Consider the following 21,671-nt stretch of genomic DNA (forward strand, 5'->3'; position numbering starts at 1 on the left):
GCTCGACGCTTCGCGTCGCCCCGGAATGACGATCCTATTGGGGAGCGCTGAGCTGAAGCAGCAGCGGCCTACAGCAAAAACGACAGCGCCGTCTCGCACTGGGCCTCGATCTTGAGCGTCAGCAAATCGTCGGCGCGGGTGCGACCGAGATTGACGGCGGCGATCGGCAGGCCGCGCTGCTTCGCCATCCGGACGAAGCGAAAGCCGGAATAGACCATCAGCGATGAGCCGACCACCAGCACGGCGTCGGCCTGCTCGAGATGTGCCTGCGCGGAGGCAACCGTCTCGCGCGGCACGTTCTCGCCGAAGAACACCACGTCGGGCTTCAGCACGCCGCCGCAGGTCGTGCAGGCCGGCACCGCGAATGATGAAAAATCCTGCTCGAGATCGGCATCGCCGTCGGGCGCGTCGGCGGCATCGAGCGTGAGCCAGGCCGGATTGAGCCGCGCCAGCTCGCCCTGAAACTGCTCACGCGGCATCGTTGCGTCGCAGCCGAGGCAGCGCACCACATCGAGCCGGCCGTGCAGGTCGATCACATGCTCGCTGCCCGCGGCCTGGTGCAGCCGGTCGACATTCTGGGTCACGAGCTGCTCGCAGCGGCCTTGCTGTTCGAGCTTCGCCAGCGCGCGATGCGCGCCGTTCGGCGCCGCGCGGCCGAACCGCCGCCAGCCCACCATGCTGCGCGCCCAGTAGCGCTGCCGCGTCGCAGCCTCGCCCAGAAATGCCTGGATGGTGACCGGCCGCGTCCGCTTCCAGTTGCCGTCGCTGTCGCGGTAATCGGGAATGCCCGAATTGGTGCTGCATCCGGCCCCGGTCAGGACAAACAGGCGCTGGTGGCCGGCGACGAAATCCTCGAGGGCGGGGTGCTGCATGCGGGCACATCTAGTGCGGCGCGCGCGGCTCCGCCAGATGTGGGGCCTGCCGCGAGCGGACCTTTCACGTGATCTCTGCGTTGACGGCATGGCACTTCCGACGGAGCGATCGATGCGTCAAGGATTCATCGTCGTTGTTTGCGGGTTGATATCCCTGCCGTTGACGCCGTCTCATGGTCAGGATGCAGGCGTGTCCGGTGAGCAGGGGTTCAACAATTCCTGCCGCACCTGCCACACCGTCAGGGACGGCGACAACCGTGTCGGCCCGAACCTGCACAATATCGTCGGCCGCAAGGCCGGATCGGTCGCGAACTTTCCCTATTCGGAGGCGATGAAATCATCCGGCATCGTCTGGGATGAGCGCACGCTGCTGCGCTTCATCGAGGATCCCGAGGCTGTGGTGCCGGGCAACGGCATGAAGCCGTACACCGGCGTGCGCTCGGCGGAGGATCGCGCCAGGATCGTCGCTTTCCTGAAATCCCCCGGCAAATGACCGTTGGCGCAACGCCGGTCTCACCGTGCCGGCACGACGAAGACCTGGCCGGGATAAATCAAATTGGGATTACGGATCTGCTGCGAGTTGGCCCGATAGATCACCGCGTAGCGCTGCCCGGCGCCGAATGCGCGCTGGCTGATCCGCCACAGGCTGTCGCCGCGGACGACGGTGGTCGTCGCGATCTTCGGCACGATGACGGCGGAGGGGGAGCTTGATGCGGCGGTGGGCGTCGCCGCCGCGAGCTGCGGTGTGGTTGCATTCGCACCGCTCGACGCCGGGATCGACGCGGTCATGGCCGCGTCCGGAACGTTGAACGGCACTTCGGCGCGTGCACGGACCTTGCCCGAGCCGGGGTCGACATCGTCGAGCCGGATCCGGTAGTCGCCGGCGGTGACGCCTTGGTTGATCGTGACCGAGAGGTGTCCGGTCTGGTCGGCGGTGGCCGACGTGATCAAGCCGCCGTTGAGATAGAACCGGACGGTTGCCCCGGGCGCGGCCTGACCGCTGACATGGAGCTTGCCCCCCGGTTCGGTCTCGACCGCCTCGACGGTCACCTTGCCGGCCGCCGGCGCCGCCGCGGCAGGTTGCGACAGCACACGCACCGGCTTGTCCGGCGCCATCAGTGCCACCATCGGCCGCTCCCGTGCCGCAGCATCCAGCGCCACAGCCACGCTCTGCGTGGAGGTCACCTGCTTGCCGTCACGCGTCATGCGCAGGGTCAGGTCGTAATTTCCCGGCGGAAGCGGGCGCGGCACCATGACGAACTGGCCGGATTTGTCGGCCACGGCGCGATCGTGCACCTCGCCGTTGCGCAGCAATTCCACCGTCGTGCCCGGGGGTGCCCGGCCAGCAACAACGGTCCCGCCGGTCGGCTCGATGTTGACGACGTCGAATTCCGGCACCGCGTCGCCACCCGTTGCCGGCGACGATCCTGCGAGGGCGTCGGTCAGGGCCGCCGTCTCGGTCTGTGCCTTTGCCAGCGCGGTCTTGTCTTGGTTTCGTGCGTCTGGTGCGGCAGCGGATGGCGCCGTCGCCATCAGGCGCGGGCTTGTGCTCAGGATCTGCTGGGTTTGGCGGATACCGAAGACGAGCGCCGCCGTGCCGCCGGCGGCAAGTGCCAGCAACGGTATGACCAATCGCATCGCCGTAGCGTTCATGATCATCATCCGCGGATCAATGTCCCCGTGTGTCCGCGCTCCCCTGCAGCCTCGTGAGGTTTCCGGAACAGAGTGCGCCGGTTTGCGCACCCCATCAAGTCGGATGAAAGGATTACTCCCTTGAGCGGCACGGCCGACCGGGCAGCTCAGCGCTACGCCGCGACACTGACGGCAAGCGCTGCGGTGCCCACAAGAACCAGGCTGAGCGCCCAGACCATCTCCAGGTTGAACCAGCTCCGCGCAACGAATCTCACGCCGAGATAGCGATAGACCAGCCATGCCAGCAGGCCACCGGCACACAGCATGGCGGCGGTGTGGACGAATGCGACCAGGAGCGCCATCGCCAGATTCTGGTCGATCATCCGGTCTGCGGCCGTGTGGCCGTCGTGCGCCGATGACGTCGCGCAGAGGCCGAGATAGATCGGCAGCAGCATCAGGCCTGCACCATGTGCAATCGCCACAGCGAACGACCAGAGCGCCAATCTGGCCGGCGGAATCCGCGCGAGGGCGCGCGGATGGCGGCGATCGACCAGGCGCATCAGGCCGAAGCCGATGACGATAATGCCGGCCGCGACCTGGATCGGGCGCTGCCATTCCACCAGCGCGATCAGCAGCGCGAACGGCAGCAGCACGAGCAGCATCGCTGCGAGATGGCCCGCCGACAGCGGCAGCAGCGCGCCGACCACGGCGCGCGGCGATTTGTCCATCAGGCCCGCGGACACCGCGAGCGGCCAGCCCATGCCCGGATTGATTCCGTGATAGAGGCCGCTTGCGATGATCGCGAACCACAGCCAGATAGCCGTCGGTTCGACGCCACTCAATGTCAGACCGACGGATAGCAGAACGAATCCGTCGAACAGTCGCCGCCCTCGAGGCGGATTTGATGCGGGCGATAGCCCTCGGGGAAGTCGACGAAATAGTCCTTGGCGAGTTCCAGCCCCCCGTTGGCGCCGACATTGGCCATCACCTCGGCGCCCGGCATGCCGTCGGGATAGAATTGGTCGTCCCAGGTCGAATACAGCGAGTTGGTCCAGTACACCCGCTTGCCGTCGCGGCTGATCTCGACCATCTGCGGGCCGCCGGCAAACGCCTTGCCGTTCGGATGCGGCGTGCGGCGGGCGATGCCGCCGATATGCACCGAGCCTGCGAGCTTCGGCTTCCGCGGATCGCGGACATCGTATTGGCGCATTTCGCCGGTGCCCCAGCAGGAGACGTAGAGGAAGCGGTCGTCCATCGACAGGTCGATGTCGGTCACCAGCGGCGGCACCGCGCCGAACCCCTGCAGCAGCGGCGGCAGCTTCTCCTTCGGCGCCGGCTCGGGCGGGATGACCGCGGTCTTCTCGGCGTGGAATTTTCCGCCCTCGCGCCACCAGGTCCAGATCGAGGCTTCGAGGTTGGTGGTGTCGACGACGACGCCGACAAAGCCGTATTCGCGGATCGGATCATGCGCGGGTCTGACCTCGAGCGCCATCTGGTGATTGGCGCCGAGGTCGATGGTCTGCACGTTGCGCCGCGCGCGCAAGTCCCAGAAGTGCAGCCGGTGGCCGTATTTGTTCGACAGCAGGTCCTCCGGCACGATGCCGTTCTCGAATTGCGGCGGCAGCGCCCACTCGCTCGACACCATGTAGTCGCGCGGCAGGTTCCACCAGAAATCATAGTGCAGGGTCTGCGGCCCGCGGTCGATTTCCCAGCGGCCGAGCACGTCGAAGGTCTCGCAGTCCATGATGAAGATGCCGGGCGGGCCTTGCGTGCCGTCCTTGCCGCCGCCGCCGAGGGTGGAGACATAGATGCCGTCCGGTCCGCAATGAATAGTGTGCGGCCGCGAGTAGCCGGTCTTCTTGAACACTTCCTCCGGCTCGATGATCTTGTGGATCTTGGCTTCGAGCGGCGAGGGCTTGGTGTCGATGATGTAGATGCGCGACGACCGCAGTCCGGGAATGATGAGGTAGCGCCGCTCGATGAAGGCATGCCCTGTGAGCGGTGACAGTGCGGAGGAGCAGGCGTTCCAGCCGAAGTGGTGGAACTCGTCGCCCTTGTTCGGCATCGTCACGGTGTGGACGATCTTGCCGTAGGTCTTCGAGCCCGGCTTGACGTCGATCACCGCGAGCGCGTCTGGCTTCTTGAAGTCGGGACTGAGCAGCAGCGTATAGGCGAATTGCTCCGGCGGCGCCTCCATCGCAAGCTTGGGCGAGGCGTGAAACGTAGGGTCGGGTCGCATCGTCATGACGTCCTCCCGGTTCTATCGGCTTGTCGCCAACGTCGGCCGTGCGCAGCGTTGCAATGCTCTGAATGGTCGGCCTGGCACTCCGCTGGGCGCGAGGTTGGCTGCGCACAGCTTACGGCATCATGCGCCTCCCGGAAACACGCACGCATCCAGTTGGGCCGTGGCGTTCTGCCACGAATTCGTGAGCCGCATCACATACGAAATTGCTGGCCGCTCACCTCTCGTGCGCCGCATCCCATGTCCGAGTTGTGAAGTGAGATGGTTGCCGCTCGTGGTATATGCTTGGCGCGTGCTGATCGCGGACAGGGGCGGACTATGCAGGCAGTCGATCTCGTCGGGCTTTGGTCACAGATCAGGGCTGCGCTGGGCGCGCTCATCCTGCTCACATCGCTTCATTCCGGCGCGGCCAATGCGCAAGGCGCCGAACCAGTCTGGCCGACGGCTCAATGGGAAACCTCGACGCCGGAGCAGCAGGGGATGGATTCGGCGGCGCTGGCAAAGCTGGTGGCGACCGGCACCACGCGCAGCTTCGACAGCCTGCTGGTGACGCGCCATGGCCGTATCGTGCTCGATGCGTATTACGCGCCCTTTGCCGCCGACATGCCGCACGCGATCAACTCCTCCACCAAGGCGGTGGTCTCGACGCTGCTGGCGATCGCCTACAAGGATGGCCTGCTGGATCGTCTCGATCATCCGATGCTGGATTTCTTTTCCGATCGCGCCATTGCCAATGTCGACGAGCGCAAGAAGGCCATTACGGTCCAGCATCTGCTCAACATGACATCGGGCCTCGACTGGGACGAGGGCTTTGAAGGCGGCCGGGAGCAGTCGCTGCGCGACATGGGAAAGAGCGCGGACTGGGTCCAGTTCATCCTGGACCGGCCGATGGTCCATGCGCCGGGCGAGGTCTTCTATTACAACAGCGGCGGCTCGCATTTGCTGTCGGCGATCGTCAGCAAGCTCACCGGCAAGAACACCGCCGACTATGCCGAGGAGCGGCTGTTCGGCCCGCTCGGCATCTCCAGGCCGTTCTGGCGGCGCGATCCGCAACGGCTTCCGATCGGCGGCTTCGGCCTCACGATGCGGCCGCGGGACATGGCGAAGATCGGCTATCTCTATTTGCGCAACGGCGCGTGGGCGGGCAAGCAGTTGCTGCCGGCGGATTTTCTCGATGCCGTCAACCATGCCAGCACCGACATGAATGCGCGGTTCGATCCCTCGCTGCGCTATGCCGATCAGTTCTGGGCCATCCCCGACAAGCACATCTACATGACGGTCGGCCATCATTGCCAGGTGATCATGGTATTGCCGGAGCGGGATATCGTCGCAGTCATGACGGCAAGCAATTTCTGTTCATTCGGCAAGCTGGCCGACGAGATTTCCGCTGCCGCCAAATCCGACCAGGCCTTGCCGACCGATGCGCTCGCGGCCGAACAATTGGCCAAGGCGATCGCCGACGTCTCGACGGAGAAGCCGACACCGGTCGGCGTGATGCCCGCGATTGCATCCGCGATCTCGGGCCGGACCTACAAATTCCCTGACAATGACCTCGGGATCAAAACGCTGACGTTGTTCCTTGCCGATGAGAACCCGCGCTACGTCGTGGAGACGAACGCGGGCGATCCTGCACGGCGCCAGCTTGACGGACCGATTGGCCTCGACGGCCTCTATCGCAAGAGTGCCCCGACCTTCCTCGGCGTTCGGGCCGTCAAGGGCGCGTGGCAGGACGAGCAGACCTTTGTCGTCGACCTCCAATATGTCGGGCTCGGCGACGCCTGGATCTGGACGCTCACTTACGACGGCGACAAGGTCGCGCTGCGCGGCAAGGCGAGGGACGGGCGCAAGGGGTCAGCGGAAGGCATCGCCGGCGGCTGAAGCGAGACGCGTGACAACCGCGCGCCTGCGTTGGTTCAAAACTCCAGCGCCGCGTTGTCCACCACCTCCTTCATCACGAAGAAGGTGCGGGTCTGGCGCACGCCGGGCAGCGCGATCAACTGGTCGCCATGGATGCGCTTGAAGTCGTCGACGTCGCCGGCGCGGATTTTGAGGAAGTAGTCGAAATCGCCGGCGACGAGGTGGCAGTCGAGCACGCATTTGAGTTTCGCCACCGCCTGCTCGAAGCTCGCAAAGCTCTCCGGCGTCGAGCGGTCGAGCACGACGCCGACCATGACCAGCGTGCCCTTGCCGAGCTTGCGCGGCGCCACCATGGCGCGGACGCCGCTCAGATAACCCTCATCGAACAGCGCCTGGGTCCGGCGATGGCAGGTGGCGGGGCTGACGCCGACCTGATCGGCCAGCTCGGCATTGCTGAGCCGGCCGTTCTTTTGCAGCAATCTCAACATCTTGAGGTCGATGCGGTCGAGCCGTGCCGTCATGGAAGAATCTCTCACGATTGGTCAATCTTATGAGAGAAAACATATCACCTCTGGCAAATCTTGCAATCATCTACGAATTTCCAGGCCGAGTTAGAGAGCACCTTTCGTACCAGTGATGGTAGGTCTGGCCGCCATTCCAGGCCACCTAAGAGGATGCCAGCATGCTGGAGAAGTTCGCGCGCTACCCGCTCACCTTCGGACCCACCGCCATCGAGAAGCTCGATCGGCTGTCGAAGCATCTCGGCGGCAAGGTCGAGCTCTATGCCAAGCGCGAGGATTGCAATTCCGGGCTCGCCTTTGGCGGCAACAAGCTGCGCAAGCTCGAATACATCATCCCCGATGCGATCGCCTCCAACGCCGACACGCTGGTCTCGATCGGCGGCGTGCAGTCGAACCACACCCGCATGGTTGCCGCGGTCGCGGCCAAGATCGGCATGAAGTGCCGACTGGTGCAGGAGAGCTGGGTGCCGCATGAGGACGCCGTCTATGACCGCGTCGGCAACATCCTGCTGTCGCGCGTGATGGGCGCCGACGTGCGCCTGGTCGACGAAGGCTTCGACATCGGCATCCGCAAGAGCTGGGAGCAGGCGATCGAGGAGGTGAAGGCCTCCGGCGGCAAGCCCTATGCGATCCCCGCCGGCGCCTCCGTGCACAAATATGGCGGGCTCGGCTATGTCGGCTTCGCCGAAGAGGTGCGCGCGCAGGAGCGCCAGCTCGGCGTCAAGTTCGACTACATCGTGGTCTGCACGGTGACCGGCTCGACCCATGCCGGCATGCTGGTCGGCTTCGCCGCCGACGGGCGCGCGCGCAACGTGATCGGCATCGACGGTTCGTTCACGCCCGCGCAGACCAAGGCGCAGGTGCTGTCGATCGCGCAGAACACCGCCAAGCTGGTCGAACTCGGCCGCGACATTGTCGAGGATGATGTCGTGCTGATCGAGGACTATGCCTATCCCGCCTATGGCGTGCCGTCGGAGGAGACCAAGGCGGCGATCCGCCTCAGCGCGCGGCTCGAGGGCATGATCACCGACCCCGTCTATGAGGGGAAGTCGATGCAGGGCATGATCGACCTGGTGCAGAAGGGCTACTTCCCGGCCGGATCAAAGGTGCTCTACGCCCATCTCGGCGGCGCCCCGGCGCTCAACGGCTACGCCTACGCGTTCCGCAACGGCTGAGCCGTCGCACGCATTCTTGCCTCCCCTTGAAAAGGGGAGGTCGCTTTGCTCGACAGAGCAAAGCGGGTGGGGATCTGCTCTCCCCGCATACAGCTTCGTAGCCCGGATGGAGCGCAGCGCAATCCGGGATAGGTTTCTCCGCGGCGCGAGATCCCCGGATTGCGCGGAGCCTGTCATCGGGTGCGCATTCGCGCGACCCGTTGGCTTCATCCGGGCTACGCTTCTTCGCGCTATCCGGGCTACGTTCCATCTCTCCGCGTCAGGTCGGCGTCAGCTTCTCTCGGTATCCTGTCCGGGCCGGGCGAGTCGGGAGACCTTCGCGTGAGGATGATGAATGCGGCCGGCCGGGCCATCGCCGCACTTGGCCTTGGCATCGTCGCCGTGGGGCATTGGTTCTGGACCTACCAGGGCCACGCTGCTGGGCTGCGCGCCCGCCTGCTGGGGATGAATCACGCGGTCGAGCTGTACGCGGGCATCTTCCTGATCGGCATCGGCGTCCACGCCCTCGCATCCCGGTACTGGTTCAGCGATTCCAACGACTCGGCGCAATCCTCGGTTCGGGATCCGCAGTAGCCATCCGCCGGCATGACCGACGAAATATGTCTGGGTTGACATTCTAGGAACATAATAGGAACGTTACAGGTGTAACCTGAGGATGTGGCGATGGCCTCATCTGCGGCGGTATTGCGCGGTGGCAGGACCAAAGGCTGAGCCGCGCACCACTTGCGGGTGAATTTCTTCCTCCTAGAATGGGTTGTGGCTGGGGAGTGTGCGTCATGAGAGTTGTGATCTGGGTGGCCGTTTTGGCCGCGTGGCTGTTCACGTCCGCAACTCCATCGCATGCCCGCGGTCCCTACGGCTCGATCACGGTCGGCAACTGGAAGGGCGGCGCCTTCACCGACGACAAGAGCGGTGCGTTCACGCATTGCTCGGCCGCGACGTCTATCAAAGCGGCATCTACTTCGTCGTCGCGATTGCCGCGAATGGCAGCTGGCGGCTCGGCTTTGCCCATGAGAGCTGGCGCCTGACGCCGGGCGAGGCCTTCCCGCTTGCGCTGACCTTCGACGGACAGCCCGCGTTCGCTGTCTACGTCATGCCGCTCGGCAGCCAACTCGTCAATGTCGAGATGCCGGTCAATTCCAACTTGGTCAACCAGTTCCGCAAGGCGCGCCAGATGACGGCGTTCGCGCAGGGACAGTTGTTTCAGTTCAACCTGAATCAAACCGGGCAATTGCTGCCCGCGTTGCTCAACTGCGTGGTTTCGGTGAAGAAGAACGGCGTCGCCAATGCCGGCGAGTTCGCGGTCGCGGCCAAGCCTGCGGCTGCGCCGCCGCAGCAGGCCGCAGGCCCCAGCACGCCGCCCGCGAAGCAGGCGCGATCTGGGACCGGCACCGGCTTCGTCGTCAGCGATGGCGGCCACATCGTTACCAACCATCATGTCATCGAAGGTTGCACCGAGATCACCGGCAATCTGAGCGGCGCGGCAGCGGTCAAATTGCGGTTGGTGTCCGACGACGAGACCAACGATCTCGCGCTGCTGCAGGCGCCAAGCCCGTTCAAGGATGTCGCGAGCATCCGGCAGAACGCGATTCAGGTGGGCAACGGAGTCGTGGCAATCGGTTATCCCTATCATGGCCTGCTGACATCCGATTCCACCGTGACCACGGGCATCGTCTCTTCGCTGAGCGGCATCCTCAACGACACGCGTCATTTGCAGATCAGCGCTGCGGTGCAGCCCGGTAACAGCGGCGGACCGCTGTTCGATCTCGGCGGCGCGGTGGTCGGTGTGGTGGCCTCGAAGCTCGACGCGGTCAGGATGGCGCGGGCCACGGGATCGATCCCGGAAAACATCAACTTCGCCATCAAGACCGGCGCGCTGCGCGACTTCCTCGACAACAGCGCGGTGTCGTACCGGACCGCCGAATGGCGCGACGGAACCAAGAAGGAGACGTCCGACATCGCCAAGGAGGCGCGTGGCTACACGCTGTTGATCACCTGCACGGTGACCGAGCAGAGCGCGAGCGCGAAGAAGGGCAATTGAGACCTCCGCTCACGCTCTCTCCGCGGAGGAGATCGCATAGGGGCTGATAGCCATACTCCATCACCTATCGGACGGCCACCGGCTCCTTTGCATGGGGTTGTTTTCCATATATTGGCATGCGCGCCACTCCTGGTATCGGAGCTAGCTCAGCCGCCGCAGCGTATGCACCGTGATCTCGGCCGGGCAGTTCAGCCGCACCGGCGCCAGGCTGGTGCCGGCACCGGCCGATGTGTATCCGGCGAGTTCGCCGAAACGCCAGGCGCCCCGGCCCATCCGCCGCGGCAGCCGCGCCTCCAGCTTGATCGCGATGCCGCCGGGCAGGCAGAGCTGGCCGCCATGGGTATGGCCGCTCAGCATCAGGTCGAAGTTGGCCGCTGCCGCCGCGTGATAGGATTCCGGCGTATGCGCGAGTAGGATCGCGTAGCCGTCGCGCGGGATCGCCGCGGCGGCCTTCGCAATGTCGTCGGTGCGGTAGAAATGCGCGTCGTCGATCCCGGCGAGATGGATCGTCGCGCCATCGCGCGTGATCGGCTCCTGCTCGTTGAACAGCATCCTGATGCCCATCGCCTCCAGCGCCGGCGTCATGCGGATGCTGTCGTGGTTGCCGAGGATGCCGTAGAGCGGCCGCTTGATCCGCGCGCAGAGCTCCTTGATCAGCGCAAGGCTGGTCCCGAACGGGCCGTACGTCTTGCCGCGATAGTCGCCGGTCAGCACACAGATATCGCAGGCGACATAGCACACGATGTCGGCCAGATGCCGCATCGCGCCCTGGCTGATGTCGGCGTGGAGATCGCTGAGCTGCAGGATGGTGAAGCCGTCGAACGCTGCCGGCAGCCGTGCCGACGTCACCAGGTTGCGCCGCACCTCGACCCGGTCGGCGTTGCGTCGCGCGCGGCCATGGAGGCCGGCAACTTTCAGCGCGGTCGTGACGATCCGCGGCGCCAGCTTCCAGTTCTCGACATTGAACAGCAAGGTGCCCTGGCCGAACACTTGCTTCTCATGCGCAGCCTCGATGCCAAGCCGGCGTATGACATGGTCGGCGCCGATCCGCTCGATCAATCCCTGCAACGCCGTGTCGGCCATCATCCCCCGTGCGGCCCGCGATGCGAAACGGCGCCCGGCGCGACACTATCATGTGCAATCCCGGCGGGGATACCGCCGGCGATCAGATCACGGGAACCCGTTTGGCGGCGACCGCGGCCGGCGAGATCACCTCGATGTCGAGCGGTACCTGCCAGCGCTCGGTGAAGCGCACCTGCGGCGGCGCATTGCCGTTGCGTCCGCCCTGCAGCACGAAGCCGGCATAGCCCGAATTCATCACCTCGTTGCACTTCTGCACATAGATCGGGAAGCCGCCGATATAGGGCATGAACACGCGAGGCCGGCCCGGGATGTTGGCGCCGACATACCACGAGCTGCAGGTCGAGCGCAGCGACACCGTGGAGACGTCGTTGACATGGGCGACCCAGGCGTCCTCGTCGTCGCGGATCGCCTCGATGGTGCCTGCGCCGGTGTCGCGCATGTGGCCAAGGCAATCCGCCAGCCAGTCGACATGCTGCTCGATCGCCTGGATCATGCTTGCGAGCACCGACGGGCTGCCGGGCCCGGTGATCATGAACAGGTTCGGAAAGCCCTCCGAGGCGAGCCCGAGATAGGCACGCGGGCCGGCGCGCCATTTCTCCGCCAGCGTTCGTCCGCCGCGGCCGGTGATCGCGATCTTGTCGAACGAGCCGGTCATGGCGGCAAAGCCGGTGGCGGAGACGACCGCATCGAATTTGTACTCGGTACCGCCGACGACGATTCCGTCACGCGTGAAGCGCTCGATCGGCGTCTTCGACACATCGACCAGCTTCACATGCGGCAGATTGTAGGTCTCGAAGTAATTGGTATCGACGCAGAGCCGCTTGCAGCCGAACACGTTCCGCGGACACAGCAGCTCGGCGGTGGCGGGATCCTTGACGATGCCGCGGATCTTCTCGCGCGCGAAATCGGCGATGGTGTCGTTGGCCGCCTTCTCGAACAGGAGGTCGCCGAACGTGCCGAGGAAAGGCAGGCCGCCGCGCTGCCAAGCTTCTTCATACAGCCGTTCGCGTTCCTGCTCGCTGGCTTGCAAGGCGGGCTGGGCATTGAACGGGAAATAGAATCCGGTCGGCCGCGCACGGGCCTTGGCGCGCAGCTCCGGATAATGCGCCTTGGCCTCCTTCAGATATTCTGCCGACAGCCGCTCATTCCAGGCCGGCACCGACCAGGTCGCGGTGCGCTGAAACACCGTGAGGGCGGAAGCCTGCTGCGCGATGATCGGGATCGACTGGATCGCCGACGAACCGGTGCCGATCACGCCGACGCGTAGGCCGGTGAAATCCACCCCATCATGCGGCCATTCGCCGGTGTGATAGATCGGTCCGCGGAAATCCGCCATCCCGGGGAAGGCCGGGCGGTTCGGCGCCGACAGGCAGCCGACCGCCATGATGCAGAATTTCGCGGTGACCTTGTCGCCGCGATCGGTCTCGATCTGCCAGGTGCCGGCCTGCTCGTCGAAGGTCGCCGCGGTGACGCGGGTGTCGAACACGATCTGGCTGCGCAGATCGAAGCGATCGGCGACATGATTGGCATAGGCGAGAATTTCGGGCTGGGGAGAATATTTCTCCGACCAGCTCCAGTCCTGGTCGAGTTCCTCGGAGAACGAGAAGGAATATTGCAGGCTCTCGACGTCGCAGCGCGCGCCGGGATAGCGATTCCAGTACCAGGTGCCGCCGACGCCGCCGCCGGCCTCATAGACCCGCGCGGTGAAGCCGAGCCCGCGCAGCCGGTGCAGCATGTACATGCCGGCAAAGCCCGCGCCGATCACCACGGCTTCGAACGATCCGGTTTCGGCAGGGCGCGCAGTTGTGCGCGCGGCGCTGTCATGAGCCATGGCCCGTCTCTTCCCTGTGCCTTGTCTTCGACCGCGCCTCGTTGGACACGGTGACAAAAGATTAGGGCTGTTGCGGCGAGGCCCGCAAGCGCGTGCGCTGCTCCGTCGGGTATGGCTCCTATGCCGGGGCGGCGAGGGCCGCGGTATCCGGGCGCTACTTGTGTTTAGGCGCCGGCCAGGCTGGTCGCAGCTTCGTCGATGAAGGCGCTCACCTCTATCGGCTTCGAGGCCAGCGAGGCGTGGCCGGCAGCGAGCGTGATGATCTTGCGCGGATTCATCCGTTCCGACATCCGCTTCTGATTGTCGGGATTGATCATCCGGTCGTCGCTGGAGATTTGGTACCAGACCGGCTTCTTCCGCCACGCCGGCGCGGTGATGTTGTCGCCGAACGTGCTGGCAAGCGGGGCCTTCTGCGTGACCGCCATCACCAGCGCTTCATCGGCAGGCAGGTCCTGGCAAAAACTCTCATGGAATTTGTCGGGCTTGATCCAGAGGTAGCCGTCGCTGTCCGGTGCGACATTGGCGATCGCTGCCGGCGGCAGCGCCGCGGTGATGCCGCCGGGGCTCTCGCCGGCGTCGGGTGCGAAGGCCGCGATGTAGACCAGGCCGACCACGTTCGGCAGATCGCCGGCTTCGGTGATCACCGCGCCGCCATAGGAATGGCCGACCAGCAGCACCGGACCGCTCTGCTGCCTGACCATCTTGCGCAGGCGTTCGGCATCGTCCGCGAGCGAGGTCAACGGCATCTCCACCGCTTGCAGGCCGGTGTGCCCCTTGCGCGAGAGCGCGACGATCACCTTGCTCCAGTGTGCTGCGCCGCCCCAGAATCCATGAACCAGAACGATCGTCGGCTTGCTGCTCATGCTCGGCTCCTCTGCTGGATCGTTTAAGGAAACGCGGTCAGGATGAGCCGGCCTCGGGCGGCCGTCAACGAGACAAAACAGAGCCGCGTCGCGCCGGTGTCACGGTGTCGTCACCAACAGGAGGCAGTCGCCGCCTCCGGCTGTTCAGCCCTCGTTGGCCTTCACGATCCGGATCAGCTCGGCGCCGTAATGCTCGAGCTTCTTGTCGCCGATCCCGGCGATGTTGCGCAGTTCGCTCAGCGTGTCCGGACGCATCGCGGCGATGCCGTCGATGGTGGAATCGTGCAGCACCACATAGGCCGGTACGCCGCGCTGCCGCGCGACCTCCGAGCGCCAGGCGCGCAGCGCCGCGTGCAGCGCTGGGTTGGCGACGCCACCGGGGCCGTCGGCGGGCGCAAGCTCGCCACGGCGTGACTTGTCGCGGATCGCGCGGTTGCGCGCGCCTTGCGGCTGCTCGCGCAGCATCACCGCGGTCTCGCCCTTCAGCACGCCGCGGGCGCTGTCGGTCAGTTTCAGCGCGCCGAAGGCGTCGCTGTCGGCGCGCAGATGGCCCATCGCCACCAGCTGGCGCAGCACCGCGCGCCATTGCTTCTCGTTGAGCTCACGGCCGATCCCGAACACCGACAATTGGTCGTGGTTGAACTGCTTGACCCGCTCGGTCAGCCGTCCGACCAGCACGTCGATCAGGTGCATGGCGCCGAAGCGTTGCCCGGTGCGATACACGCAGGACAATAGCTTCTGCGCCAGCACCTTGCCGTCGCGGACACGCGGCGGCGTCAGGCAGTTGTCGCAATTGCCGCAGCTTTCATCGGCTCGCGTCTCGCCGAAATAGCCGAGCAGGCGCTGCCGCCGGCAGTGCACGGTCTCGGCCAGTGCGACTAGGGCGTCGAGCTTGCCGATCGAGACGCGCTTGAAGGCGTCGGAGCCGGTCGATTCGTCGATCATGCGGCGCTGCTGCACGATGTCGGAGAGCCCATAGGCCATCCACGCCGCCGACGGCTTGCCGTCACGGCCGGCGCGTCCGGTCTCCTGGTAATAGGCCTCGATGCTTTTCGGCAAATCGAGATGCGCCACGAAACGGACATCGGGCTTGTCGATGCCCATGCCGAACGCAACCGTTGCGACGATCACGAGGCCGTCCTCGTTGAGGAAGCGATCCTGATGCCGGGCGCGCACGCCGGCATCGAGCCCGGCATGATAGGGCAGCGCCGGAATGCCGGCCTCGTTGAGCGCCGCCGCGACGTCCTCGACCTTGGCGCGCGAGAGGCAATAGACCACGCCGGCGTCGCCGGCATGCCGATCCCTGATGAAGTTCTTCAGCTGCGTTGTGGCGTTCTGCTTGTCGACGATCTCGTAGCGGATGTTGGGCCGGTCGAAGCTCGCGACGAATTCCGGCGCGTCGCTGAGCTGGAGCCGCTCGGCGATCTCCTTCCGCGTCAGCGCATCCGCGGTCGCGGTCAGCGCGATCCGCGGCACCTTGGGAAAGCGTTCGGCCAGTGCGGACAGGCCGATATATTCCGGACGGAAGTCATGGCCCCATTGCGAGACGCAATGCGCCTCGTCGATCGCAAACAGCGCGATCTGCGCCTGGCCGAGCAGATTGAGGCAGCGTGGCGTCAGCAGCCGTTCCGGCGCGACATAGAGCAGATCGAGATCGCCGGCCAATAGCCGCCGCTCGACCTCGGAGGCTTCCTCATAGGACAGCGTCGAATTCAGCACCGCGGCGTTGACGCCGGCCTCGGTGAGGCCCGCGACCTGGTCGCGCATCAGCGCGATCAGGGGCGATACCACGATGCCGCAGCCGTCGCGCAGCAGCGCCGGCAGCTGGTAGCACAGCGACTTGCCGCCGCCGGTCGGCATTAGCACCAGGCAATTGCCGCCATCGGTGACGTGGCGGATGATCTTCTCCTGCGCGCCGCGGAAGTCCGACAGACCGAACACGGAACTGAGCACGGATCGCGCGTCGAGGGGTGGAGCGGAGGCGCGATCGAGGGCGGGCTGGGCGGTCATGATCCGTTGTTTGATCCCTTGCGACTTCCCCGGATGTCTGTGGGGTCAACAGGCGGTGATCGAGGTCTTGCGGGCGAACGATAGCGGAACGAAGCGTGTTAATACACGTCCCAACAACAAACTCAATTCAGGCATGACGGGTCGGCTGCGGATCATCACAGGCATTGCTGCGATCGTGCTGGTCGCCGGCGCGGCGGCGGCCTTCGCGGTCGCCTGGCGGCCCCAGATCGCGGCCATTGCGCCGCCGCGGCCCGATAGCTTCGATCCTGACATGGTCAAGCGTGGCCGCGACCTCGCGGCAATCGGCAATTGCAACACCTGCCATACCGTGCAGGGCGGCGCGAATTATGCCGGAGGGCTTCCGGTTCCCACGCCGTTCGGCACCATCTTCTCATCGAACATCACGCCCGATGCCGAGACCGGTATCGGGGACTGGCCGGAGCAGGCGTTCGTCCGCGCGATGCGCTCCGGCGTCAGCCGCGACGGCCGGCATCTCTATCCGACCTTTCCCTATGATCATTTCACCAACGTCTCCGAGGCGGACGACCGGGCACTGCATGCCTTCCTGATGACGCGACAGCCGGTCCACGCCTCGCCACCGGCCAATCAGTTGGCATTTCCGCTCAACTATCGGCCACTGATCGCCGGCTGGAAGCTGCTGTATCTTCGCAGTGGCGATGTGCCTTCCGACGCAGCCAAGGGCACCGAATGGAACCGCGGCGCCTATCTGGTCGAGGGGCTCGCGCATTGTGGCGCCTGCCACACGCCGCGCAACGCGCTCGGCGCCGAGCGGGTGAATGCGCAGTTTGCCGGCGGCGATGTCGACAATTGGCACGCCTATGCGCTGAACGATTCTTCGCACGCCCCGGTGCGGTGGACCGCCGACGCGCTGTACGCCTATCTGCGCCATGGCTGGCACAGCGATCACGGCACCGCGCGCGGACCGATGGCCGAAGTGGTCGGCAATCTGGCATCGGTGGCCGATAGCGACGTGCGGGCGATTGCCGTTTACATGGCCGATATTTCGGGTGCGCCGGCGCAGGATCGCAAGGCGCCCGCGGATGTCGTGGCGCAAACGTCTTCAGATGATGCGGCGCAAGCCCAACCAGCAGGTGCTGCGATCTATGCCGCGGCGTGCGCGGCCTGCCATGAGGGCAACCGGGCGCTGCCCTATGGCGGCGTCAACCTCGCGCTCAGCACGGCGATTACAAGCCCGGATCCGCGCAACCTGCTCAACATCGTGCTGTCAGGCGTCGGCGCTGTCGCGGGCGAGCGCAGCCCGATCATGCCCGGCTTCGCGCCGAGCATCGATGATGCGCAGATGGTCGCGCTTGCGAACTACCTGCGCGCCCGATTCGGCAAGCGGCCGGCATGGAGCGACCTCAACAAGGCCGTGCGCGATGCGCGCGCGGTGCAGGCCGCGTCGCTTGCAGCGCGCGATGCGTCTGCGGACTCCAAACAGCGAGGCAAGCCATGACGACAGTGAAGGTCAATGGCCGGGATCATCAGGTCGACGCCGATCCGGATACGCCGCTGCTCTATGTGCTGCGCGATGATCTCGCGCTCAATGCCGCCAAGTTCGGCTGCGGGCTCGGCCAATGCGGCTCCTGCACCGTGATCGTCGACGGCAAGGCGGTGTTGTCCTGCGTCACGCCGCTACTGCTCGTCGAGGGCAAGCAGGTGACCACCCTGGAAGGGCTCGGCACCGTCGCCGCGCCGGCGCCGATCCAGCGCGCCTTCATGGAGGAGCAGGCCGCGCAGTGCGGCTACTGCATCGCCGGGATGATGATGCGCGCGCAGGCGCTGTTGATGCGCAACCCGAAACCATCGGATGCGCAAATCCGCGCCGAGCTGGAGCCGCATCTGTGCCGCTGCGGCACTCATATGCGCATCCTGCGCGCGGTGCGCCGCGCCGCCAGGTTGATGGACACGGCCGACGCCACAAGCGACAGGAGCGTCCGATGACCGCGCCGCTGGTTCTCGATCGCCGCAGGGTGCTCGCCGGCGGCGGCGCGCTGATCGTCAGCTTCTCGCTGCGTCACGCTGTGGCGCAGGAGAAGCCTGCGCAGGGGCCGAAGCTGCCGGGTAGTCTCGCGACCTCGCCCGATCTGGATTCCTGGATCCGGATCGATGCCGACGGCCAGATCACTGCCTTCACCGGCAAGGCCGAGCTGGGCCAGGGGTTTAAGACTGCATTCCAGCAGATCGCCGCCGAGCAGCTCGATATCCCGTTCGATGCGCTGAAGGTGATCACCGCTGATACAAAGCTCACGGCGAACGAGGGCTACACCTCCGGCAGCCATTCGATGCAGGACAGCGGCACCGCGATCCTGCATGCCGCGGCGCAGGCGCGTGCGCTGCTGGTAGCAGAGGCCGCCAGGCGCTTCGACCTGCTGCCCGACGGATTGCGAACCGAGAATGCGGCGGTCATTGCTTCGGATGGCCGCCGCCTGAGCTATGGCGAGCTCGTGGCCTTGAACATGCTGCACGTCCAGGCGCAGCCGACGTCGCCCCTGAAGGATCCGGCAAGCTTCAAGGTGATGGGCCAGCCGGTGCCGCGCCTCGATATTCCCGCGAAGGTCACCGGCGGCGCGGCCTATGTGCAGGATATGCGGCTGCCCGGCATGGTATATGCGCGCGTCGTGCGTCCGCCGGGCTACGGCGCGCAGCTGATCGAATGCGACACCGGCGCGATCGAGAAAATGCCCGGCGTGGTCGGAACCGTGCGCGACGGCAATTTCCTCGCGGTGGTAGCGGAGAAGGAATTTGCCGCGGTCAGGGCGATGCAGGCGCTATCGGCGGCAGCGAAATGGCGGGAAAGCGCGAAGCTGCCGAACCAACAGGACCTGGCAAATGTGCTGACCGGGCTGCCGTCGCAGGATTTTTCGATCTTCGAACGCAGCAATCCCGCGGTGAGCGGCACGAAATCGCATGAAGCGACCTACACACGACCCTACCAGTCGCATGGTTCGATCGGGCCGTCCTGCGCGGTCGCGCATTTCGTCGATGGCGCGATGACGGTGTGGACGCATACGCAAGGCGTCTATCCGGATCGGCAGGCGCTCGCTGAGATGCTCGGCATGCCGCAATCGAGCGTCCGGCTGATCCATGTCGAGGGCTCCGGCTGCTACGGCCACAACGGCGCCGACGATGCCGCGGCCGACGCCGCGCTGATTGCCCGTGCGTTTCCGGGCCGCCCAATTCGCCTGCAGTGGATGCGCGAGCAGGAGCATGGCTGGGAGCCGTATGGTCCGGCGATGGTGACGAAGCTGAGTGCATCGCTGGATGGCACCGGCAAGATCGCCGACTGGAATTTCGCGGTCTGGAGCAACACCCATTCGATGCGGCCTGGCGGCGCCGGCTCACTGCTCGCGGCCCAGCATATGGCGCGGTCATTTGCGATACCTGCGCCAAAACCACTGCCGCTGCCCGAAGGCGGCGGCGACCGCAACGCGATCCCGATCTACAATTTTCCGAATGTGCATGTGATGCATCACTTCATTGCAGCCATGCCGCTGCGGATCTCCGCGATGCGCGCGCTCGGTGCCTATCACAATGTGTTCTCGATCGAGAGCTTTATGGATGAATTGGCGGACCTTGCTGGCGTCGATCCGGTCGAGTTTCGCTTGAAGCATCTCGACGATCAGCGCGGCCGCGCGGTGGTCGAGAGAGCCGCCCGGGAATTCGGCTGGACGCGCGGTCGGAAGGCACCGCAAAACCGCGGCTATGGCTTTGCGTTCGCGCGCTACAAGAATCTCGCCGCCTATTGCGCCATCGCATCCGAAGTGGAGGTCGATCGCGAGACCGGGCGCGCGCGGCTGGTGCGCGCGGTTGCCGCCGTCGATGCCGGTCAGGTCGTCAATCCGGATGGCATCACCAACCAGATCGAGGGCGCGATCGTGCAATCGACGAGCTGGACCTTGTACGAGAGCGTCACTTTCGACGATGCGAGGATCACGAGTATTGACTGGCAGACTTACCCGATCCTGCGCTTCGATGCCGTGCCGGACAGCATCGCCGTCCACATCATCAATCGCCCCGGCGAGCCGTTCCTCGGCAGCGGCGAGACCGGGCAGGGCCCGGCCGCCGCGTCACTGGCCAACGCCATTGCGCACGCGACCGGCAAGCGGCTTCGCGACCTGCCGCTCAGCCGCAAGCGGATCAAGGATGCGATCAATGCGTAGCGAAGTCAGGCAACGGGCGCGGGTGGCGCCGGCGGCGGTGTCATCGGTTCGATGTTATAGGTCTTCGGTAGGTTGATCGGCTTGTAGGCGGGGTCCTTCTCCATGCGTTCGAGCACGGAGGCATGGATGATCGCACCTTCCGGTATTGGCCGCGGCTCGCCCATCGGCAGGTAGAAGCCGAGGAAGGATTTGCGCTCCGGCCATTCCTTCCATTTGTCGCGCTTCGGAATCCACTCCAGGATTTCCCAGGCGGCGGTCAGCGAGTTGTGCAGCGGCGCGGTCGCGCTTGGCGGCACATAGTCGTGGACGTGCGGCGGCAACGGCAGCCCCCAGGCGAGATGATCGATCAGTGCCTGGTCCATGTGCAGCCCGGCGGCCTTGGCCTGCTCGAGCATCCAGATCAGCGGAAACTTCGACGGCCCGCTCTGATCCTCCGGATAGCCGCCGCCGACGTCGGAGTGCACGCCGGCGAACCAGACCTGGCGGATGTCCTGCTCCACCGCCGTTGTCGGATCGAACGGATCGGAGCGAAATTTCTGCGGTTCGATCCAGCGGTTGAGGCGGAACATGCGTCGGCGCTCGTCGATCGAAATCGCCTGGCGGAAACGCCTGACGCTCGAATTGGTCCGGGTGAACAGCAGCGTCTGCAAGTCGAACAGGAAGTTGTCCTGCCGCGGCACGATGATCGAGGCGACGGTGTCCCAGACGCCGACGAATTCGATGTCGATGTTGCGGCCGCCGGCGATCTGGCTGAAATGCCAGGCTTCCTTCAACGGGGCATCGTCGAACGTCCCGTCGGGCTTCTGGGCGTCGGAGCTCGCCTTCTTGTAGGTCGAGAACGCGTAGCCCGCGAGGTCGAGCTGGTCGACCGGCAACAGTCCCATCACGTGGACGAAGGCCGCCAGCACGCGCACGGTGTAGGCACCGCGGCTGAAGCCGAACATCCAGACCCGATCGCCGGGCTCCCAAATCTGACACAGGAACTGGTAGGTGCCGAGCGTATCCTCGTCGAGACCGGCGCCGAAGGCCAGCCCGAACAGGCCGCGCACCTGCTGCTTGAAACGGCCCCAGCTGTTCTGCAAGCCGACCGTGCCGAGACCCGGATGATAGTAGATCCGCTGCTGGTCATGCTTGTCGGCGACGCGAAACAGCTTCAGCACGTTGGAAATATTGGCGCCGATCTCGTTGCCGGTGCCGTCGCACATGATGACAATATCTTTCGGCATCCGTTGCCCCTGCGGTCGCCGTGAAAATTCGCAGTCTCAATGTACGGCGGAATACAGGCGAGATTCAATCTTCAATTGAAGGCGGCTCTGTGCACGCGGCGTGACGGGCGCACTGTCGGCCGTGTGCTCATGCC

General features: G+C 65.4%; 18 protein-coding genes. 8 read left to right on the top strand and 10 right to left on the bottom strand.

Annotated elements, in window-relative coordinates:
- Positions 1 to 68 precede the first annotated feature (68 nt).
- Complete coding sequence (locus tag ACVW17_RS09630; protein WP_456797065.1) at positions 69 to 872, bottom strand: NAD-dependent protein deacetylase; 804 nt, start codon at positions 870 to 872, stop codon at positions 69 to 71.
- A 190-nt stretch (positions 873 to 1,062) separates the two neighbouring features.
- Between ACVW17_RS09630 and ACVW17_RS09635 the strand changes: the two genes are divergently transcribed.
- Complete coding sequence (locus tag ACVW17_RS09635; RefSeq protein ID WP_456797066.1) at positions 1,063 to 1,365, top strand: c-type cytochrome; 303 nt, start codon at positions 1,063 to 1,065, stop codon at positions 1,363 to 1,365.
- Between the two features lie 20 nt (positions 1,366 to 1,385).
- Here ACVW17_RS09635 and ACVW17_RS09640 read toward each other — a convergent pair whose 3' ends face one another.
- From ACVW17_RS09640 to ACVW17_RS09650, 3 genes are all read right to left on the bottom strand, one after another.
- Positions 1,386 to 2,534, bottom strand: a complete 1,149-nt coding sequence (locus ACVW17_RS09640) for a LysM peptidoglycan-binding domain-containing protein (protein ID WP_456797067.1) — start codon at positions 2,532 to 2,534, stop codon at positions 1,386 to 1,388.
- A 143-nt stretch (positions 2,535 to 2,677) separates the two neighbouring features.
- Complete coding sequence (locus ACVW17_RS09645; RefSeq protein WP_456797068.1) at positions 2,678 to 3,346, bottom strand: hypothetical protein; 669 nt, start codon at positions 3,344 to 3,346, stop codon at positions 2,678 to 2,680.
- Between the two features lie 2 nt (positions 3,347 to 3,348).
- Positions 3,349 to 4,749 (bottom strand): selenium-binding protein SBP56-related protein, encoded by a 1,401-nt coding sequence (locus tag ACVW17_RS09650; protein WP_456797069.1) that lies wholly within the window; start codon positions 4,747 to 4,749, stop codon positions 3,349 to 3,351.
- Positions 4,750 to 5,007: 258 nt separating this feature from the next.
- Between ACVW17_RS09650 and ACVW17_RS09655 the strand changes: the two genes are divergently transcribed.
- Complete coding sequence (locus ACVW17_RS09655; RefSeq protein ID WP_456797070.1) at positions 5,008 to 6,624, top strand: serine hydrolase domain-containing protein; 1,617 nt, start codon at positions 5,008 to 5,010, stop codon at positions 6,622 to 6,624.
- Positions 6,625 to 6,659: 35 nt separating this feature from the next.
- Here the strand turns inward: ACVW17_RS09655 and ACVW17_RS09660 are convergent, their stop codons facing one another.
- The gene (locus ACVW17_RS09660; RefSeq protein WP_456751666.1) at positions 6,660 to 7,124 is read right to left on the bottom strand and encodes an Lrp/AsnC family transcriptional regulator; all 465 of its coding nucleotides are present in this window, start codon (positions 7,122 to 7,124) and stop codon (positions 6,660 to 6,662) included.
- 161 nt (positions 7,125 to 7,285) lie between these two features.
- On the opposite strand from ACVW17_RS09660, the gene ACVW17_RS09665 reads away from it, so the two are divergent.
- From ACVW17_RS09665 to ACVW17_RS09675, 3 genes are all read left to right on the top strand, one after another.
- Complete coding sequence (locus ACVW17_RS09665; RefSeq protein ID WP_456797071.1) at positions 7,286 to 8,299, top strand: 1-aminocyclopropane-1-carboxylate deaminase; 1,014 nt, start codon at positions 7,286 to 7,288, stop codon at positions 8,297 to 8,299.
- Positions 8,300 to 8,626: 327 nt separating this feature from the next.
- Positions 8,627 to 8,872, top strand: coding sequence for a hypothetical protein (locus tag ACVW17_RS09670; RefSeq protein WP_456798939.1), 246 nt, complete (start codon positions 8,627 to 8,629; stop codon positions 8,870 to 8,872).
- Between the two features lie 352 nt (positions 8,873 to 9,224).
- Positions 9,225 to 10,340 carry a S1C family serine protease gene (locus ACVW17_RS09675; protein WP_456797072.1) on the top strand — a complete coding sequence of 372 codons (1,116 nt, stop codon included), beginning with the start codon at positions 9,225 to 9,227 and terminating at the stop codon, positions 10,338 to 10,340.
- A 141-nt stretch (positions 10,341 to 10,481) separates the two neighbouring features.
- On the opposite strand, the gene ACVW17_RS09680 is transcribed toward ACVW17_RS09675, so the two are convergent.
- From ACVW17_RS09680 to recQ, 4 genes are all read right to left on the bottom strand, one after another.
- A complete protein-coding gene (locus ACVW17_RS09680; protein ID WP_456797073.1) occupies positions 10,482 to 11,423 on the bottom strand; it encodes a metallophosphoesterase in 942 nt (313 codons plus the stop codon).
- A gap of 82 nt (positions 11,424 to 11,505) precedes the next feature.
- On the bottom strand, positions 11,506 to 13,254 hold the full coding sequence (locus ACVW17_RS09685; protein WP_456751669.1) for a flavin-containing monooxygenase: 1,749 nt from the start codon (positions 13,252 to 13,254) through the stop codon (positions 11,506 to 11,508).
- 164 nt (positions 13,255 to 13,418) lie between these two features.
- A complete protein-coding gene (locus ACVW17_RS09690; protein ID WP_456751670.1) occupies positions 13,419 to 14,117 on the bottom strand; it encodes an alpha/beta hydrolase in 699 nt (232 codons plus the stop codon).
- A gap of 144 nt (positions 14,118 to 14,261) precedes the next feature.
- Positions 14,262 to 16,127 carry a DNA helicase RecQ gene (gene recQ / locus ACVW17_RS09695; protein WP_456751671.1) on the bottom strand — a complete coding sequence of 622 codons (1,866 nt, stop codon included), beginning with the start codon at positions 16,125 to 16,127 and terminating at the stop codon, positions 14,262 to 14,264.
- Positions 16,128 to 16,260: 133 nt separating this feature from the next.
- On the opposite strand from recQ, the gene ACVW17_RS09700 reads away from it, so the two are divergent.
- The 3 genes from ACVW17_RS09700 to ACVW17_RS09710 are packed head-to-tail and all read left to right on the top strand — an operon-like array spanning position 16,261 to position 20,311.
- On the top strand, positions 16,261 to 17,604 hold the full coding sequence (locus ACVW17_RS09700) for a c-type cytochrome (RefSeq protein ID WP_456751672.1): 1,344 nt from the start codon (positions 16,261 to 16,263) through the stop codon (positions 17,602 to 17,604).
- Positions 17,601 to 18,092, top strand: coding sequence for a (2Fe-2S)-binding protein (locus ACVW17_RS09705; protein ID WP_456751673.1), 492 nt, complete (start codon positions 17,601 to 17,603; stop codon positions 18,090 to 18,092). The genes ACVW17_RS09700 and ACVW17_RS09705 overlap by 4 nt, the downstream gene beginning before the upstream one ends.
- A complete protein-coding gene (locus ACVW17_RS09710; RefSeq protein ID WP_456751674.1) occupies positions 18,089 to 20,311 on the top strand; it encodes a molybdopterin cofactor-binding domain-containing protein in 2,223 nt (740 codons plus the stop codon). Before ACVW17_RS09705 ends, ACVW17_RS09710 begins: the two co-directional genes overlap by 4 nt.
- A gap of 5 nt (positions 20,312 to 20,316) precedes the next feature.
- Here ACVW17_RS09710 and ACVW17_RS09715 read toward each other — a convergent pair whose 3' ends face one another.
- Positions 20,317 to 21,537: a DUF2235 domain-containing protein gene (locus ACVW17_RS09715; protein WP_456751675.1), complete on the bottom strand. Its 1,221-nt coding sequence runs from the start codon at positions 21,535 to 21,537 to the stop codon at positions 20,317 to 20,319.
- Positions 21,538 to 21,671: the final 134 nt, after the last annotated feature.

The sequence above is a fragment of the Bradyrhizobium sp. USDA 4473 genome (assembly GCF_054063335.1).

Excerpts from the sequence above, each read along its gene's own strand:
- ACVW17_RS09700 (WP_456751672.1), top strand. The coding sequence starts at position 16,261 with ATGACGGGTCGGCTGCGGATCATCACAGGCATTGCTGCGATCGTGCTG.
- ACVW17_RS09640 (WP_456797067.1), bottom strand. The coding sequence starts at position 2,534 with ATGATGATCATGAACGCTACGGCGATGCGATTGGTCATACCGTTGCTG.
- ACVW17_RS09655 (WP_456797070.1), top strand. The coding sequence starts at position 5,008 with ATGGTTGCCGCTCGTGGTATATGCTTGGCGCGTGCTGATCGCGGACAG.
- ACVW17_RS09710 (WP_456751674.1), top strand. The coding sequence starts at position 18,089 with ATGACCGCGCCGCTGGTTCTCGATCGCCGCAGGGTGCTCGCCGGCGGC.
- ACVW17_RS09680 (WP_456797073.1), bottom strand. The coding sequence starts at position 11,423 with ATGGCCGACACGGCGTTGCAGGGATTGATCGAGCGGATCGGCGCCGAC.
- ACVW17_RS09690 (WP_456751670.1), bottom strand. The coding sequence starts at position 14,117 with ATGAGCAGCAAGCCGACGATCGTTCTGGTTCATGGATTCTGGGGCGGC.
- recQ (WP_456751671.1), bottom strand. The coding sequence starts at position 16,127 with ATGACCGCCCAGCCCGCCCTCGATCGCGCCTCCGCTCCACCCCTCGAC.
- ACVW17_RS09630 (WP_456797065.1), bottom strand. The coding sequence starts at position 872 with ATGCAGCACCCCGCCCTCGAGGATTTCGTCGCCGGCCACCAGCGCCTG.
- ACVW17_RS09670 (WP_456798939.1), top strand. The coding sequence starts at position 8,627 with ATGATGAATGCGGCCGGCCGGGCCATCGCCGCACTTGGCCTTGGCATC.
- ACVW17_RS09650 (WP_456797069.1), bottom strand. The coding sequence starts at position 4,749 with ATGACGATGCGACCCGACCCTACGTTTCACGCCTCGCCCAAGCTTGCG.
- ACVW17_RS09685 (WP_456751669.1), bottom strand. The coding sequence starts at position 13,254 with ATGGCTCATGACAGCGCCGCGCGCACAACTGCGCGCCCTGCCGAAACC.
- ACVW17_RS09705 (WP_456751673.1), top strand. The coding sequence starts at position 17,601 with ATGACGACAGTGAAGGTCAATGGCCGGGATCATCAGGTCGACGCCGAT.
- ACVW17_RS09665 (WP_456797071.1), top strand. The coding sequence starts at position 7,286 with ATGCTGGAGAAGTTCGCGCGCTACCCGCTCACCTTCGGACCCACCGCC.
- ACVW17_RS09715 (WP_456751675.1), bottom strand. The coding sequence starts at position 21,537 with ATGCCGAAAGATATTGTCATCATGTGCGACGGCACCGGCAACGAGATC.
- ACVW17_RS09660 (WP_456751666.1), bottom strand. The coding sequence starts at position 7,124 with ATGACGGCACGGCTCGACCGCATCGACCTCAAGATGTTGAGATTGCTG.